The following is a 15,976-nucleotide window of genomic DNA, read 5'->3' as shown; positions in this document are numbered from 1 at the left end:
AACCGCCATTCGGCGGTTTTTTTCATGCGGGGCAGACATATTTGAGGGCGATCAGCTTGTAGGCGATTTCCATACAGGACTCAAGAGGTATCCACAATTCATAGGAGTGTTCATAGATAAGCCGGATCCTGTTCGCAAGTTCCGATGGATGTTCGGCTTCCTGGAGTGCGGCGATCACATCCGCAATCTCGGTTTCGTATGCTTCCTCCCCTTCATCGAACGGATCCCACTGCTTCAGAATTCCCGCTGCGGAGCGGTTCATTTCGATAGTATCCACTGTCTCACCTGAATTTATATTTTTTTATTCTGTAATTATTGCTATCATAACAATTGTCGAATGAAATTGGAAGAGAGGGTGGTATTTTGGGGAATTTCACAGAAACGATTGACCGCAGAAGCACCCGGTCCGTCAAATGGGACCGGTTGAAAGAGGTTTACGGCGTGGAGGACACCACGGATATTCTCCCGATGTGGGTGGCCGATATGGATTTTGCCGCTCCGGAACCGGTCATCCGTGCAATGCAGGAGCGGCTGGATCACCCGGTGTTCGGTTATTCCTATGTGTGTGATGGCTGCAAGAAAGCCGTCGCGGCGTGGCAGCTCGACCGCTATGGATGGAAAGTGGAGCCTGAGTGGATGCAGTTTGCGCATGGCGTCGTGCCGGCCATCGCGTCCGTTGTCGAGACATTTACCGAAAAAGGCGACAATATTCTCATCACAACGCCTGTCTATCCTCCATTTTTTGCAATCCCTTCACTCCAGGAGCGTCAGGTAGTCCATAACCGGCTGAGCGAATCGGACGGCGTCTACTCGATCGACTTCGACTCATTTGAACAGGCCATTGATGAGCATGACATTAAACTGTTCATCCTGTGCAATCCGCACAATCCGGGCGGAATCGCCTGGAGCGGGAAAGACCTGAAAAGGCTGGCAGAGATCTGTGCCCGGAAGGATGTTCTCGTCTTTTCCGACGAAATCCACGCAGACCTGATGCTGGAAGGGAAAAAGCATATCCCGATGGCAGTCGCCTCCGAAGGGACCGGCGTCAAGCTCGTCACATCGATTGCCCCGACGAAAACGTTCAACCTGGCCGGCGTCCAGGCCGCGATCGTCATCACCGAAGATCCCGAACTGCGCAGCCGCCTTGAGCATCATGCGATGGCACACGGCCATTCGAACCTGAACGCCTTTGCCGCCGCTGCGCTGACGGCTGCCTATGAAGAAGGCGGCCCGTGGCTCGAGGAACTGATCGGAACGATCGAAGACAATATGAAACTGGTCATCGACCAACTTCCGGATGCCGTTCCGGGTGTGAAAGTCCGGATGCCTGACGCCACTTACCTGCTTTGGATCGACTACCGGGACACCGGCCTGTCCGAGGAAGAGATGATGGATCGTCTGCTCAATAAAGGAAAACTTGCGCTTGAGCCGGGCACAAAGTACAGCGAAGCGGGCCGGGGCTTCCTCCGGATGAACGTGGCGACACCAAAGTCAAACGTCCAGGAAGGCATCAACCGCTTCATCAAAGCGATGGGCAATTAACCGGGAAAGGCGGACAAAGATCATGATCCATGATCCGGACCCGTTTTTCCCCAAATAAAAAACAGCCGCCTCACATATGAGGCGGCTGTTTTGTTTCCCGTTCGGACAGGATCCGCTGTTCAAGCTCCCGGGTGCGCTCTTCTTCCTGGCGCGACTTCTTCCGGATCCAGAGGAAGAACACATAGCCGAGTGCCATGAAAAGGAAAAGCGTCAGGAAAGCCGGAATGTACAGGGTCTTATCCTCGGGAAAATAAAGAAACGGCATGAGAAGAACCATTTCCATGATCATTCACTTCCTTGTCGGTGGCCGTCCTGCACGGACTGGCCGGAATTACTTTTTCAGGATTTCAATCGACTCGATGACCACATCTTCTGCCGGCTTGTCCTGGCCTTTGGTTTTGACCGCAGCGATCTCATCCACGTTATCCATGCCTTCGATCACCTGTCCGAAAACGGTATGGCGCTGGTCGAGCCAAGGCGTGCCGCCGTTCTCTTTGTAGGCTTCGATGATCTCTGCTGGGAAACCTGCGCCTTCCAGCTGTGAAATCATGTTGGCCGGAATCTCTTTCATCTGGACGATGAAGAACTGGCTGCCGTTCGTGCCGGGTCCGGCATTCGCCATCGAGAGTGCTCCGCGGAGATTAAACAGTTCCGGAGAGAATTCATCTTCAAACGTTGATCCGTAAATGCTTTCTCCGCCCATGCCCGTTCCGGTCGGATCTCCGCCCTGGATCATGAAGTCCTTGATGACCCGGTGGAAGATGATTCCGTCATAGTAGCCGTTTTCGGCATGGGTCAGGAAGTTTTCCACCGTTTTCGGAGCCTGCTCACGGAAAAGCTTCACCTTGACCGGACCGTGATTCGTATGGATGACCGCGAGTGCTTCGGACTCGGCGACTTCGTTTGTCAATTGAGGGAACATGAAGATCTCTCCTTTTCTCATCTGCCCGCCCGTACAGACGGTGCAGCACCTGATTATCCTTCCAAGTGTACCATAGAGGAATGCCAAAAAACATGAATAAGCCGTGACACTTTTTTCGGGTTACGAAATGGTCTATAATGGGTATGACTTGAAATAAAAAGGACGTTCGATACATGACCATTCAAAAGCGGAACTTCATCATCATCCTCATTTCGAACTTCCTCGTTTCCGGCACCATCACGATGATCATGCCGTTTCTTTCCCTTTATATAGAAACGTTCGGTGATTTCTCGGAAGCCTATGTCCAGCGATGGGCGGGATTGATCTTCGGCGCCACCTTCGTGTCTGCATTCATCATGTCTCCGATCTGGGGCCGGATTGCCGACAAATACGGATTTAAGCCGATCCTGATCATCAACGCATTTGGAATTTCAATCTTCATCTTCTTGATGGGATTCGTCGACAACGTCATCTCCTTCCTCATCCTCCGCCTTGCAATGGGCGTCGTGACCGGGTTCATTCCGACTTCCCTTGCATTCATCAGTTCACAGACAGCCAAGAAAGAAGCAGGAAAGACGCTCGGCACCCTTCAGATGGGGAGCGTATCGGGAACGCTGTTCGGGCCCGTTTTCGGCGGCCTTCTTGCAGATACGTTCGGGTTTTCCTATGCCTTCATCATTTCTTCGGTGGCCATTTTCATCGCGGCACTCATCGTATTGTTCGGCATCCGGGAGATCCGGCGTGAGAAGAAAGCTTCGGATCATGTCTATGCACGGTCGACGATCATCCGGTCCATCCTCAGCCACCGGCTCATGCTGAACATCATGATCATCACCGCGCTCATCCAGATCGGCAACTTCAGCATTCAGCCGCTGCTGTCCCTTTATGTGGCGGAGCTCACCGGAGCGAAGGAAGTGGCATTCCTTGCGGGCCTGACCTTCAGTGCGGCCGGCGTCGGGAACCTTCTGTTCGCCCGCAAGTGGGGGCAGCTCGGGGATGACCTTGGATATGAAAAGGTGCTGACCGTCCTTCTCTTCCTGACCTTCATCTTCATCATTCCGCAAGCCCTCGTCACGTCGCTCTGGCAGCTCATTGTCCTCCGGCTTCTCTTCGGGATTGCGGTAGGCGGCCTGATTCCAATCACGACGGCTCTCGTCCGGCGTGAGGCACCGGTCGACATCCAGGGGGAAGTGCTCGGCTACAACACGAGCTTCCGGTTCTTCGGCAATATCATCGGGCCGACATTCGGCGGGATCGTCAGCGGCTTCATCGGCATATCGTCGGTGTTCTATGTGACGGCGCTTCTGTTCCTCGTTGCCGTCATCTCCCTCTGGGTCACCCGGAAAAAACCGGTCCAGGACTTCGAGGAAGTGCTGGAACACGAGGAACTGCTCCATCCCCACAATTAACAATAGGTTGTTCAACTTGCAGGCTGCAGCTGCGGAACCGGTTTCCGCAGCTGCAGTTTTTTCGTTCGTTCTTATTTTAATGGTGCATGATCGGATGCCCATTTTTTGTCTTTCTCCCTCAGGAACTCTCTTCCACAGCCTCCATGGACAGTGCCGTTTTTTATAAAAAAATATTCCGCTGTACATATATAGGAAGAGGGGCGGACCGTTTCCTGAACTTTCCGGACAACTCCGTTTCCATCCATGCAACCACTCTCCAGTTGCGTTATAATTAGTCCTGTTACTTATCAACGGAATTGGTTCGAAAGGAGGATCCCTCTTGGTATCCGTGCTGCTGTTATTCGCGCCGGTTGCGGCTGCCCTGTTCGTGCCGATGCTCGCGCGCCGGGTCAAGGCCGTCCATACCGGCTGGTTTGTATTGGCGGTGCCATTGCTGCTGTTCATCTATTATCTGGGCTATTTGCCCTCGGTGAGTGACGGCCGCACCCATATTGCCGAATTGCCGTGGATTCCCTCGTACGGCATTTCATTCGTTTCATACATAGATGGACTGAGCCTTCTGTTCTCCCTGCTCATCACGGGCATCGGCTCACTGGTCGTCCTGTACTCCATCTTCTATCTGGACAAGACAAAAGAGCGACTGGGGAACTTCTATGTTTACCTGCTCATGTTCATGACCGCGATGCTCGGGGTCGTCCAATCCGACAATGTCATTTCACTCTATTTGTTCTGGGAACTGACATCCATCTCTTCCTTCCTGCTGATCGGCTATTGGTATACACGGGACCGTTCAAGATACGGCGCCCTCAAATCCATGATGATCACCGTGTTCGGCGGACTGATGATGCTCGGGGGCTTCATCCTCCTCTATCTGATGGGCGGTACGTTCTCGATCCGTGAACTGATCGGGATGGCGCCGGAGCTCGTGCAGCATCCGCTGTTCACCTGGGCGCTTGTCCTCGTCCTGCTGGGAGCATTCACGAAGTCCGCGCAGTTTCCGTTTTACATCTGGCTGCCGGATGCGATGGAAGCGCCTACTCCGGTCAGTGCCTATCTCCACTCCGCGACAATGGTCAAGGCGGGCCTTTACCTTGTCGCACGCTTCACACCGATTTTTGCGGCTTCCGAGCTGTGGGTATGGATGGTCACGTCAATCGGCGTCCTGACGCTGTTCTGGGGTTCATTCTTCGCCGTGAAGCAGACCGACCTGAAAGGCATCCTCGCCTTCTCGACCGTGAGCCAGCTGGGGCTCATCATGTCGCTTCTCGGTGCCGCAGCCGGCGCCTTCCATGCGGAGGGGGCGGCCGGGACAATCTTCAAGTTTGCCGGCTTCGCAGCCATCTTCCACTTGTTCAACCATGCGGCGTTCAAAGGAAGCCTCTTCATGATCGCGGGGATTGTCGACCATGAAACGGGGACCCGCGACATCCGGAAGCTAGGCGGGCTCATGGCCTTGATGCCGGTTTCCTTCACCATCGCACTCATCGGCTCCCTGTCGATGGCCGGCCTTCCGCCGTTCGGCGGCTTCCTCAGCAAGGAGCTGTTCCTTACCGGGATGCTCAGCCTGCGTCAGCTTGATCTGTTCGCGCCGGCTTCATGGGGAACGATCCTTCTCGTGGCTGCCTGGATTGCGAGCGTATTTACATTCATCTACAGCCTTTACTTCGTGCTCCGCACATTCACGGGCAAGCACAAGCCGGACGAGCTTCCGAAACAGGCCCACGAAGCGCCTGCCGGGATGCTCATCGCTCCGGGGATCCTTGCCGTCATCGTCATTGCGGTGTTCTTCATTCCGAATGTCATCGGCAAATGGATCGTCAAACCCGCGGTTGCCGCAGTGCAGCCGTTCCTGTTTGATTCACCGGCTGCCGTGGACGTCCATGTGGCCGCCTGGCACGGCGGGCTGACGCCGGAGCTCACGATGACGATCGGTGTCGTCCTCGTCGGCCTCCTGCTGTTCTGGCTGTTGCCGAAGTGGCAGGGACTCTACGGTCTTGCACCGGAGGCCCTGTCCCTGAACAAACTGTACGACGCGTCCATGTACCTGGCCGAAGGCGGTGCAAACCGGCTCTCCCGGACATACATGGGCGGATTGATCCGAAACTATCTGATCTATATGTTCACCGGAATCGTCATCATCATTCTCGGTTCGCTCGTCGCCAAGGATGCCTTTGCCATCAGTTTTGAGGGGCTCTCGCCGGTCGGACCTGCCGAAATTGGTCTGATCCTCGTTCTGATCGCGGCCGCCACGACGACGCTGATCGCCCGGAAGCGCCTGACTGCGATTATCTCGCTCGGTGCCGTCGGATACACGGTTGCCCTGCTCTTCGTCGTCTTCAAGGCACCGGACCTTGCGCTCACCCAACTCGCCATCGAGACCGTCTCGGTCGCGCTGTTCCTGCTTGCCTTCTACCATCTGCCGAAGATGAGCCGGCACGATGAAAAGCGGAAGTTCCGGATCGGGAATGCCATTGTTGCCGGAGCGGTCGGCCTCATGATGTCCCTGCTGGCCATGTCTTCCGTCTCCCAGCGCGCATTGCCGTCGATCTCGGAATTCTACAAGGAAACGGTCCATTCCGAAGCCGGAGGAGGAAACATCGTCAACGTCATCCTCGTGGACTACCGCGGATTTGATACGCTGTTCGAAATTGCCGTGCTTTCGATTGCCGCAATCGGAATCATCGGCATGATCCGCCTCCGTCTGACCAGAAAGGAGGATGGCCATGAAAAACAGTGATGTCATCATCCAGACAACGACAAAAGTCGTATTCTTTATGATCTTTCTGTTTTCCATCCATATTTTCTTTGCCGGCCACTATACGCCGGGCGGCGGATTCGTCGGCGGCCTGCTGACGGCCTCGGCGATCGTCCTGCTGCTGCTCGCATTCGATATCCAGACCGTCCGCAAGGCGTTGCCGTTCAACTATACGGTCATCATCGCCATTGGCCTGCTCCTTGCCCTCGGAACGGCTTCGGCCTCAATCCTGTTCGATGTGCCGTTCTTCACGCACGCGTATGACGACTTCCGGCTCCCGTTGTTCGGGCTTACGTCGCTTCATTCCGCAATGATGTTCGACCTTGGCGTTTACCTCGTCGTCGTCGGCGCGACGATGACGATCATCTTATCGATTGGAAGTGATGACTAATGGAAATCATCATGTCGGTCATCATCGGCTTCCTGTTCGCGGGAGCTGTCTATCTGATGCTTTCGCGGAGCCTGCTGCGCGTCATCATCGGGACCGGGTTGCTCAGTCACGGCGCCCACCTGCTCATCCTGACGATGGGCGGGTTCGGCGGGGACGCCCCGCCGGTCCTGACAGACGGCGTGACGGATTTCGTCGATCCGCTCCCCCAGGCGCTCATCCTCACGGCGATCGTCATCAGCTTCGGCGTGACGGCGTTCTTCCTGGTCATGGCCTACAGAGCCTATCAGGAACTTGAAACGGACAACATGAAACTCTTGAAAGGAAATGACGAATATGATTAACCTGCTGTTATTTCCGGTCCTGATTCCGTTCCTGACGGCGATGATCCTGATGTTCTTTCCGAAAAAGGTCCATGCCCAGCGCACGGTCGTGATCATCGGCCTCGCAGGCTCCGTTGCCGCGGCCGTTTGGCTTCTGGCTACGGTGATGACAGACGGCATCCAGGCCGTCACACTCGGCAGCTGGCCCGCACCGTTCGGAATCACGATGGTCTCCGACCCGCTGTCTGCGGGACTCGTGCTGACATCCAATCTCATCACCCTGTTCATCGCCTGGTACAGCTTCAGGTCCATCGGAGAAGGCCGGGAACGGCACTTCTACTATCCGGCCATGATGTTCATGCTCACAGGCATCAACGGGGCCTTCACGACAGGCGATATTTTCAACATGTTCGTCTTCTTCGAAGTGCTGCTGATGGCTTCCTATGTTCTGATTGTCCTCGGCGGTGAAAAACGCCAGCTCCGGGAGTCGATCAAATACATACTCGTAAACGTCATCTCTTCCGCATTCTTCGTAACGACGGTTGCGATGCTCTACTCGGTCACGGGCACTCTGAACATGGCCGATATTTCGGCGAAGGTCTCCGAAATCGGACAGAGCGGGATCCTGACGGTCATCGCCGTCATGCTCATCCTCGTCTTCGGCTTGAAAGGCGCGATCTTCCCGCTTTATTTCTGGCTTCCGGGTTCTTATGCCGCACCGCCGGTTCCGGTGCTCGCCCTGTTCGGCGCCCTGCTCACGAAGGTCGGCGTCTACTCGATCACAAGGACCGTCACGCTCCTCCTCCCGAACGATCCGGGATTCACCCATGAACTGCTCATGGTGCTGGCCGTCCTGACGATCATCGCCGGCTGCATCGGTGCGCTCGCCTACTTCGACCTGAAGCAGATCATCATCTATAACATCATCATCGCCGTCGGGGTCATCCTGTTCGGCGTCGCCCAGATGAACAGCGCAGGCCTGGAAGGGGCGGTCTTCTATCTGATCCACGACATGCTCATCAAGGCGGCACTCTTCATGCTGATCGGCGTCATCATCGCCGTGACCGGCACATCCAATCTCAGGGAAATGGGCGGACTGATGAAGACACACCCGGGCCTGGCCTGGACATGGCTCATTGCGGCATTCGGCCTGGCCGGCATCCCTCCGCTCAGCGGCTTCTTCGGCAAGCTGCTCATCGTGGAAGGGGCATTCGAGGCGGATAATCTTTGGGGTGGCGTGATCATCCTCGCTTCCAGCCTCGTCGTCCTGCTGTCGGTCATCCGCATCTTCATCCACGCCTTCTGGGGCGAACCGCAGCCGATCGCGGGCGTATCCGCCAAGGTCTACCGGAGCCTGTTCATCCCGGCAGCCCTCCTCACCGCCGTCACGGTCTTTTACGGTGTCGGCACCGAGTGGCTCCGTCCGGTCATGACCGATGCGGCGGAAATCCTGCACGAGCCGTCGATTTACATCGACGCGGTGCTAAAGGAGTAGATGGATTGTGGCATTTCAAATTTTGCTGAACTTCATCATCGCCTTCCTCTGGATGTTCATCAGCGGATCGTTCACCGCCTCCACTTTCATCATCGGGTGGCTGATCGGCATGCTGCTCATCATCATGACCCGGCGTTTCTTCCCGGGCCATCTGTACATCCGGAGGCTTTGGGCGGTCATTAAACTGACGCTCCTGTTCTTCAAGGAGCTGGTCATGGCGAACATCCAGGTGTTCATGCTCGTCATCAAGCCGAAACTCGGCATCCGTCCCGCCATCTTCGCTTATCCGACGAAGCTGACGAACGATTGGGAGATCACCCTGCTCTCCAGCCTCATCACGCTGACGCCCGGTACCATCGTCATGAACGTATCCGAGGACAAAAAGACGCTTTACGTCCATGCCCTCGATGTGGATGACGTGGATGATGCCGTCGTCTCCATCCGGGATTCATTTGAAAAAGCCATCATGGAGGTGAGCCGGCCATGAAAATTCTATTCTGGATCGCCCTCGTCTTCGTTGTGATCTCAATGGCGCTGTTCGTTTACCGGCTCATCAAGGGCCCGACCGCTCCCGACCGGGTCATCGCGCTGGATGCGGTCGGCGTGACGCTCATATCGATGATCGGACTGCTGTCCGTGCTCGTCGGGACGAATTTCTACCTGGAGATCATCCTCCTGCTCGCCATCCTGTCATTCATCGGTACGGTGGCCTTCTCCAAGTTCATCGAGAAAGGGGAGATCTTCGACCGTGGAAATTCTGATTAATATTCTGATCGCCGTCCCGCTGATCATCGGGGTCGTGTTCACGCTCGTGACGGCAGTCGGACTGCTCCGCTTTCCCGATCCCTACACACGCGCACACGCAGCTTCCAAAAGCGCGACAGTCGGCGTGCTCGGAATCCTCGTCTCGGTGTTCCTGCATTTCTGGCTTGTGGAGGACCACTTCAACCCGAGGATTCTGCTCGGGATCGCCTTCCTGTTCATCACGGCACCGGTGGGTGGCCACATGATGGCCAGGGCGGCATACTTTGCCGGCGTCAAGCCCACTTCCCTTACCGTTAAAGACGAACTGAAGGAAGACATTGAACGGCAGTCCGGACAACATTGAAAAAAAACGCTTCTGCACATGCAGAAGCGTTTTTTCGTGTGTTCACCAGTAGTACGGATAGTATGGGTAATAAGGATATCCGCCGTACGGGTATCCTCCGTAGAATGGCGAGAACCCCCCATAGAAGCCGCGACCGTACGGGAATAAAGAGGATCCCAGAAGGCCCCCGACAACCCCTCCAAGGAAAGGTCCGCCGAATCCTCCAAAACCACCAAATCCACCGCGGTAAAAATGACCGTAACGAGGCATTTCCATCCCCCTTTCCCCGTTATCCTATGCCGGGCTTTTGTTGCGGTCTGGGCGCAGCGGTTCAGTCTTCCTGTTGTTCCTCCGCCATGAATTCGACGAGTGTGGCGAGCGTTCTCACCATGACGCCCGTCCCGCCCTTCGGTCCGAGATCATGGGCGGCCGAAGAATCGGAGGTGCCGGCGATGTCCAGGTGGATCCACGGCGTGTCTTCCACAAATTCACCCACGAAACCGCCGCCGAAAATCATATGGCCGTCGCTGCCCGGAGAGTTGTTCAGGTCGGCCACTTCACTTTTGCGGATGCGCTTTCTGTCGCTTTCCGTGAGCGGCAGCCTCCAGACAAATTCACCGGTTTCCGCAGCCGCTTCAAGGAATGTCTCAAAGAACGGCTCGCTGTTGGTAAGGGCACCGGTCTTGTCGTAGCCGAGCGCGGTGATGACACCGCCCGTCAGCGTGGCCACGTCCACCAGGTAGTCTGCACCGGCCTGCTTGGCATAGGTGACCGCATCGGCAAGGACGAGACGGCCCTCCGCGTCGGTGTTCAGGATTTCGATCGTCTTTCCGCTCAGGGAGGTGATGACGTCATCCGGCTTGAATGCGTTGCCTGAGATCATGTTATCCGTCGAAGCAATGACCGCCACGACGTTTTTCTTCGGCTTCACATTCCCGATGATGCGCATGGCCCCGAGAACGGCCGCTGCACCGCCCATGTCCCCTTTCATTCCGACAATCCCGGTTTTCGTCTTCAGGGAATAGCCGCCTGTATCGAATGTGATGCCTTTTCCGACGAGGCCGACCACATCTTCCCATTTATCCGTTCCCTGATATTTCATGACAATGAGACGGGGTTCCTCGACCGATCCCTGGTTGACGGCGAGGAGGGCGCCCATCCCGAGCTCCTCCATCTCCGGCTTGCCGAGCACTTCAATTTCAAAGCCGTACTGTTCGGCGAGTTCCGCTGCATACTCGGCCATGGCACTTGCCGTGAGCATATTGCCCGGCGTGTTGACCAGATCCCGTGCCTCGTTCACTGCATCGGCGTAGATCCGGCCGGTGTTGAATGCGGTCATCACCGATTCCCCGTCCTCCTCCGAGAGCAGGACGACTTCGCGGATTTCAGCCCGGCGTTCATTCGAGCCCGTCTTGTAATCTTCAAATCGGTAGGATCCGAGCGAGATTCCTTCACCTGCTGCCCAGGCGACGTCCAAGTGCTCCATTTCTCCCAGTGCGAACGAGTCGGCCCAGACTGCGGCGGACTCCGCCTTCATCTCCCGGAGCTTTTTCCCGGCTGCAGAGAAAACCTTCCGCAGGCCGTCCGCATCCAGCTTCTTGTCATCTCCGAGGCCCGTGAACAGAACCCGCTTGAATGACTGTCCCGGATCAGCGGGAATCTTCGCAAATTCCTTCGGCTTGTTCGGAATATCCCCGTTTCGCATCCATTCCCCGAGACGCCCTCCGAACAGGCCGTCGATTTTTTCCCAGCCGGGCACATGGTCGCTGTGCTTCGGCACTCCGACAATCAGGACATCGGCCTCAAAGCCGCTGAACTTGTTTTCCATCACTTTAACTTCCATTCCATATCCCCTCCATCCGGTTTCCTCCTCCATTATAACGGATACCGGAGCACCGGTCAGTCTTGGCCGGTGATGTGTTATAATCAGGGCAATTCTCGTCACCGAAAGGTTGTGCCGCCACGTGGAACTGTTTCAGAACACCCCGTTGTGGGTTGCCCTGTTCAGCATCTTCTTCGCCCAGTTTGTGAAAATCCCGATCCACTATCTGATGAACCGCAAACTGAACTGGTCACTGTTCACCTCGACGGGGGGCATGCCGAGCTCCCACTCGGCAGCCGTCACTTCCCTCGCAACGGCGATCGGCTTTGAGCACGGCCTGGATTCATCCATCTTTGCCCTGGCTGCCATCTTCTCGATCATCACGATGTTCGATGCGTCCGGTGTCCGTTTCCAGGCCGGGCAGCAGGCGATCGTCATCAACCAGATGAGGGAGGATTTCCGGCTGCTGGTCCAGACGACCCGCGACTGGCCGAAAAAGGACGGACAGCAGAAAATTGAAGAACTCAAAACCCTGCTCGGGCACAAGCCGAGCGAAGTATATGCCGGCGCGCTTACAGGGATCCTCATTTCGGTTTTCCTGTATACGGTGATCCTCTGACCCCGTTCCGACCATGAAAAAAAGGCGTCCGCAATGAATACGGACGCCTTTTTCAGAACATGCGATAGCCTTGCTTCCTCAGGATGATCATGACGATGCCGGCCAGGATGGCCCCGACCATGCCTCCGGACAGGATGATGATATCCGCCGCGTGCAGTGCAGCAAAACGTTCTCCAAGCCGGCTGAAGGCCATTCCCGGGCTTGTGAAGTATTTTGTGAACGGCACATCGTCCACGATCAGGATCACGACGATCGGGTAGACGATGGCCATGAGCCAGGTCATCCTGAGCAGCATATTGAGCAGAAAGCCGATCCCGAAGAACATAACGATGAACAGCAGGATCGATAGGGTCACTTCTATGATGGATAAAGGTGCGTTCACTGCGATAACCTCCGATTTTCCTTACACCAGTTTACCGGAACGGATTCGGTCTTTCAACAGACCGGCCGGGGTTCACCGGATTGTCGGAAATTCATGATGCCCGGTCATTTCCGGAAATAAAATTTATAGCTCGTATAGCCGAAGACATCCCCCGGCCAGGCCCCGATCACTTCGGGCAGCCCCTCCCCGATCGCTTCCCCTGCAATCTCGTGGATGAGGAGCGAGGCGTCGCCCGACTCTGCGAGTTCAAACGGCGTCATCCAGCGGGCCTCTTCGATTTCCTGCTCCTGAGGGATGACCGGCTGGGATTCTGCAACCGGCCGCAAAATGAAAATCGCCATGTTGTCGCTCACTTCATCCCGGATCACCCCGGTTCGGAAACCGGCCATGCCGGCAGCGACCGTCCGGATGCCGGTCTCTTCACGGACTTCCCGGACCGCTGCCTCATCCGCCCGCTCACCGGGCTCTACAAAACCTGCCGGAAAGGACCACTTCCCTTTCAGCCCGCCGTACTTCTTCTTGACGACCAGCCATTTCCCGTCTCCGTCCATGACCAGCCCGGCTGCACCGAGCCATACCTTCCCCCGCTCTTTTCTCAACTGCGTTCCCCTCCCCGGCTTTATACAATTCAACAGTGAAATACAAAAACCGGCCGGAGTGCCCGGCCGGCCAGATCAGTCAGATCAGAAGAACTTGAATTTCCCTTTTTTGACGACGAGCGGAAGTCCGCCGATCATGTACAGTGCACGGTTATCGATCATCTTCTTCATGAAGCTGGCCGTCGTGCCTGTGACTTTCTTGCCGTCGAAGATGTCGCCGATCGCATCGTCTTCGCCGAGGGAGCAGACGGTCCCTTTCAGGTCCGGAACGAATTTGTGCGTCGGCTTGCCGTTTGCGAGCGCAATGATGTTTTCTGCGACCGTCACGCCCTGCTGCATCGCAATCTGGGCGGTAGGCGGGTATGGACGTCCTGCGTCTTCGTTCATGAGGAACGCGCAGTCCCCGACGATGAATACGTCATCATAGCCCGGTGCACGCATATCTTCGCGGACCGCTACACGGGCACGCTTGCTTTCGATCGGCGTCGATTCGATGAGGCTGTTGCCGCGGACACCCGCTGCCCATACGACCGTGCCGGCCTTGATGAATTCGAATTCATCGTCTTTTTTCTTGATCTTCACGCCTTCTGGTGTCGCTTCGACGACCGGTGTGCCGATCGAGAACTCGATGCCTTTGGACTCGAGCTGGGAAACCGCATAGGTTACGAGTTCCGGGTCAAAGCCAGGAAGGACCATCGGTGCAGCTTCGACACAGATGACGCGCACTTTCTCTTTCGGCACGTCAAATTCCTTGCACAGTTCCGGTACGCGGTTGCCGAGTTCGCCGAGGAACTCGATGCCCGTGAAGCCGGCGCCGCCGACCACGATCGTGAGGCGGCTGTCATCCTTCTCTTCTTCAGTGGACCACATGGCAAACTGGTACTCGATGTGCTCACGGATTTTGCGCGCTTCATTGACGTCCGCGATGCTGAGGGCATATTGGTCAAGACCCTGGATGCCGAAGGTCTCCCCTTCGAATCCGAGACCGATGACGAGGAAGTCATAGCTGAAGTCCCCTGCATCCGTCGTCACTTTCTTGCCGTCGACATCGATTGCTTCGACAACCGCCTTGACGAATTTCACTTTGTTTTCATTGATGACCTTCGAAATATCATAACGGACATCTTCGGGCTTGAGCGTTCCCGCCGACGCTTCGTGGAGCCAAGTAGATTCGTAGTGATAGTCGTTCTTGTTGATCAGGACAACATCCATGTCATCGGTCCCGATCTTTTTCTGCAGATTGACGACAGTGGCCAAACCACCATAGCCGGCGCCAAGCACCAAAACTGTAGGTCTCTTCACTTCAATCCAAACCACCTTTAACCGAAATTAATATATTTTGGACGGCGCGATGCCGCGATTGTCACGGCACCCGCCGTTTTCGACAAAAACCATCACCTTTAGTTTAGTCCTTTATAAATATGAATTCAAGGGGAGTTTCCAAAATAAAAAGACCGGAATTCCGGTCTCAGCAGTCACCGGGCGTGCCGGCCTTTGTTTTTGTCCTGAATGAAGTCCCGCAGCCGCATGATGCAATGGCATTCGGGTTGGTGATCGTGAATCCTCCGCCCATGAGCGACTGTTTGTAGTCGATCTTGGTTCCGGTCAGGATTCCGCCGTCTTCCTTGGAAACGAGGATCTGCAGTCCGTGCTGTTCGAGCAGTTCGTCCTCTTCATGGCGCTCTTTCGTAAAGCCGAGTCCGTACGTCAGTCCGCTGCAGCCGCCGCCGTTTACGCCGACACGGAGATAAGAGCCCTCTTCTTCGTTGTGGCGCATCATGTCCTTCACCTGGTAAGCCGCCGCTTCAGTCAATTCAACCGTCTGTGTCATGCGATTACCACTCCTTTTCTCTCATCTTAACAATGTCCGGCACCCCGTACAACAGGTCTGCATCCGCAGGCATGCCGGTATAAAAAAGGATCCGCAACGCGGATCCGGATGATCAGAAGACTTGTTCCACTTCGACGACACCCGGCACTTCCTCGAGGAGTGCGCGCTCAATGCCTGCCTTCAATGTAATGGTTGAGCTCGGGCACGTGCCGCACGCGCCGAGAAGTCGGAGCTTCACGATGCCGTCCTCGACATCAACGAGCTCACAGTCGCCTCCGTCTCGGAGAAGGAACGGGCGCAGTTTATCCAATACTTCCTGTACACCATCCATCATCGATGTATCTGTCACTTCGATTCGACTCCTTTCACTGTTATCATTATAATAGGTAACAGGCGGAAAATCCATTCTTGAATCCGGAGGGGATCTTTTTGAACGGTCGAGATGTGAAAATAGAGGTGTACGGAGCGGATGTCATCTGCGCCAGCTGCGTCAATGCCCCGTCCTCTAAAGATACATACGAGTGGCTTGAAGCGGCGATCACACGAAAATATCCGGATCACTCCTTCACGATCGACTATATCGACATCGAACAGCCGGTCGGGGATGAAGAGCGCGCGGCCATCGCGGAACAAGTGCGCAATGACGAATTCTTCTACCCGCTCGTCCGTATCGGCGACGAAATTGTCGGGGAAGGGTACATCCGGCTGAAGCCCGTGTTTGCGGAATTGGAAAAACGGGGCTTCATCCCGAGTAACTAAAATTACCGGCGAAATCAGCAAACAGGCCGGATTCCGGAAACAC

20 protein-coding genes are annotated in these 15,976 nt (G+C 55.7%); 11 read left to right on the top strand and 9 right to left on the bottom strand.

Annotation, left to right across the window (positions count from 1 at the left end; translation table 11 throughout):
- Nucleotides 1–22: 22 nt before the first annotated feature.
- Nucleotides 23–262: a DUF1871 family protein gene (locus B0B07_RS13645; protein WP_076759728.1), complete on the bottom strand. Its 240-nt coding sequence runs from the start codon at nucleotides 260–262 to the stop codon at nucleotides 23–25.
- 101 nt (nucleotides 263–363) lie between these two features.
- On the opposite strand from B0B07_RS13645, the gene B0B07_RS13640 reads away from it, so the two are divergent.
- Nucleotides 364–1,542 carry a MalY/PatB family protein gene (locus B0B07_RS13640; RefSeq protein WP_076759726.1) on the top strand — a complete coding sequence of 393 codons (1,179 nt, stop codon included), beginning with the start codon at nucleotides 364–366 and terminating at the stop codon, nucleotides 1,540–1,542.
- 70 nt (nucleotides 1,543–1,612) lie between these two features.
- Here the strand turns inward: B0B07_RS13640 and B0B07_RS13635 are convergent, their stop codons facing one another.
- Both B0B07_RS13635 and B0B07_RS13630 read right to left on the bottom strand, forming a co-directional pair.
- The gene (locus tag B0B07_RS13635; protein ID WP_076759725.1) at nucleotides 1,613–1,825 is read right to left on the bottom strand and encodes a hypothetical protein; all 213 of its coding nucleotides are present in this window, start codon (nucleotides 1,823–1,825) and stop codon (nucleotides 1,613–1,615) included.
- Nucleotides 1,826–1,873: 48 nt separating this feature from the next.
- Nucleotides 1,874–2,464 carry a peptidylprolyl isomerase gene (locus tag B0B07_RS13630; RefSeq protein WP_076759724.1) on the bottom strand — a complete coding sequence of 197 codons (591 nt, stop codon included), beginning with the start codon at nucleotides 2,462–2,464 and terminating at the stop codon, nucleotides 1,874–1,876.
- 173 nt (nucleotides 2,465–2,637) lie between these two features.
- Here B0B07_RS13630 and B0B07_RS13625 point away from each other — a divergent pair, with 173 nt between their 5' ends.
- The 8 genes from B0B07_RS13625 to mnhG all read left to right on the top strand — a co-directional run bounded on the left by B0B07_RS13625 (nucleotide 2,638) and on the right by mnhG (nucleotide 9,942).
- Nucleotides 2,638–3,873 carry an MFS transporter gene (locus B0B07_RS13625; RefSeq protein ID WP_076759722.1) on the top strand — a complete coding sequence of 412 codons (1,236 nt, stop codon included), beginning with the start codon at nucleotides 2,638–2,640 and terminating at the stop codon, nucleotides 3,871–3,873.
- A gap of 319 nt (nucleotides 3,874–4,192) precedes the next feature.
- Nucleotides 4,193–6,610, top strand: coding sequence for a Na+/H+ antiporter subunit A (locus B0B07_RS13620; protein ID WP_076759720.1), 2,418 nt, complete (start codon nucleotides 4,193–4,195; stop codon nucleotides 6,608–6,610).
- Nucleotides 6,597–7,019, top strand: coding sequence for a Na(+)/H(+) antiporter subunit B (locus B0B07_RS13615; RefSeq protein WP_076759719.1), 423 nt, complete (start codon nucleotides 6,597–6,599; stop codon nucleotides 7,017–7,019). Before B0B07_RS13620 ends, B0B07_RS13615 begins: the two co-directional genes overlap by 14 nt.
- Nucleotides 7,019–7,360 carry a Na(+)/H(+) antiporter subunit C gene (locus tag B0B07_RS13610; protein ID WP_076759717.1) on the top strand — a complete coding sequence of 114 codons (342 nt, stop codon included), beginning with the start codon at nucleotides 7,019–7,021 and terminating at the stop codon, nucleotides 7,358–7,360. Before B0B07_RS13615 ends, B0B07_RS13610 begins: the two co-directional genes overlap by 1 nt.
- Nucleotides 7,353–8,834: a Na+/H+ antiporter subunit D gene (locus B0B07_RS13605; protein ID WP_076759716.1), complete on the top strand. Its 1,482-nt coding sequence runs from the start codon at nucleotides 7,353–7,355 to the stop codon at nucleotides 8,832–8,834. Before B0B07_RS13610 ends, B0B07_RS13605 begins: the two co-directional genes overlap by 8 nt.
- 7 nt (nucleotides 8,835–8,841) lie before the next feature.
- The gene (locus tag B0B07_RS13600; protein WP_076759714.1) at nucleotides 8,842–9,321 is read left to right on the top strand and encodes a Na+/H+ antiporter subunit E; all 480 of its coding nucleotides are present in this window, start codon (nucleotides 8,842–8,844) and stop codon (nucleotides 9,319–9,321) included.
- On the top strand, nucleotides 9,318–9,599 hold the full coding sequence (locus tag B0B07_RS13595; protein ID WP_076759713.1) for a Na(+)/H(+) antiporter subunit F1: 282 nt from the start codon (nucleotides 9,318–9,320) through the stop codon (nucleotides 9,597–9,599). Before B0B07_RS13600 ends, B0B07_RS13595 begins: the two co-directional genes overlap by 4 nt.
- Nucleotides 9,583–9,942 (top strand): monovalent cation/H(+) antiporter subunit G, encoded by a 360-nt coding sequence (gene mnhG, locus B0B07_RS13590; RefSeq protein WP_076759711.1) that lies wholly within the window; start codon nucleotides 9,583–9,585, stop codon nucleotides 9,940–9,942. The genes B0B07_RS13595 and mnhG overlap by 17 nt, the downstream gene beginning before the upstream one ends.
- Nucleotides 9,943–10,252: 310 nt before the next feature.
- Here mnhG and B0B07_RS13580 read toward each other — a convergent pair whose 3' ends face one another.
- Nucleotides 10,253–11,764 carry a leucyl aminopeptidase gene (locus tag B0B07_RS13580; protein ID WP_076759708.1) on the bottom strand — a complete coding sequence of 504 codons (1,512 nt, stop codon included), beginning with the start codon at nucleotides 11,762–11,764 and terminating at the stop codon, nucleotides 10,253–10,255.
- A gap of 121 nt (nucleotides 11,765–11,885) precedes the next feature.
- On the opposite strand from B0B07_RS13580, the gene B0B07_RS13575 reads away from it, so the two are divergent.
- Nucleotides 11,886–12,362, top strand: coding sequence for a divergent PAP2 family protein (locus B0B07_RS13575; protein WP_076759707.1), 477 nt, complete (start codon nucleotides 11,886–11,888; stop codon nucleotides 12,360–12,362).
- A 52-nt stretch (nucleotides 12,363–12,414) separates the two neighbouring features.
- On the opposite strand, the gene B0B07_RS13570 is transcribed toward B0B07_RS13575, so the two are convergent.
- The 5 genes from B0B07_RS13570 to B0B07_RS13550 all read right to left on the bottom strand — a co-directional run bounded on the left by B0B07_RS13570 (nucleotide 12,415) and on the right by B0B07_RS13550 (nucleotide 15,580).
- Nucleotides 12,415–12,744, bottom strand: a complete 330-nt coding sequence (locus B0B07_RS13570; protein ID WP_076759705.1) for a YuiB family protein — start codon at nucleotides 12,742–12,744, stop codon at nucleotides 12,415–12,417.
- Between the two features lie 104 nt (nucleotides 12,745–12,848).
- On the bottom strand, nucleotides 12,849–13,343 hold the full coding sequence (locus B0B07_RS13565) for an NUDIX domain-containing protein (RefSeq protein ID WP_076759704.1): 495 nt from the start codon (nucleotides 13,341–13,343) through the stop codon (nucleotides 12,849–12,851).
- 84 nt (nucleotides 13,344–13,427) lie between these two features.
- Nucleotides 13,428–14,645, bottom strand: coding sequence for an NAD(P)/FAD-dependent oxidoreductase (locus B0B07_RS13560; RefSeq protein ID WP_076759703.1), 1,218 nt, complete (start codon nucleotides 14,643–14,645; stop codon nucleotides 13,428–13,430).
- A gap of 166 nt (nucleotides 14,646–14,811) precedes the next feature.
- Nucleotides 14,812–15,174, bottom strand: coding sequence for a HesB/IscA family protein (locus B0B07_RS13555; protein WP_076759701.1), 363 nt, complete (start codon nucleotides 15,172–15,174; stop codon nucleotides 14,812–14,814).
- A gap of 112 nt (nucleotides 15,175–15,286) precedes the next feature.
- A complete protein-coding gene (locus B0B07_RS13550) occupies nucleotides 15,287–15,580 on the bottom strand; it encodes a NifU family protein (RefSeq protein ID WP_407643880.1) in 294 nt (97 codons plus the stop codon).
- Between the two features lie 23 nt (nucleotides 15,581–15,603).
- On the opposite strand from B0B07_RS13550, the gene B0B07_RS13545 reads away from it, so the two are divergent.
- Nucleotides 15,604–15,933, top strand: a complete 330-nt coding sequence (locus tag B0B07_RS13545) for a YuzD family protein (protein ID WP_076759698.1) — start codon at nucleotides 15,604–15,606, stop codon at nucleotides 15,931–15,933.
- Nucleotides 15,934–15,976: the final 43 nt, after the last annotated feature.

The organism is Edaphobacillus lindanitolerans, assembly GCF_900156305.1.
Classification (GTDB): Bacteria; Bacillota; Bacilli; order Bacillales_A; family Planococcaceae; genus Bhargavaea; species Bhargavaea lindanitolerans.
Note: the sequence above shows the minus strand (reverse complement) of the source record. Positions and strands in the feature narration are given on the sequence as shown.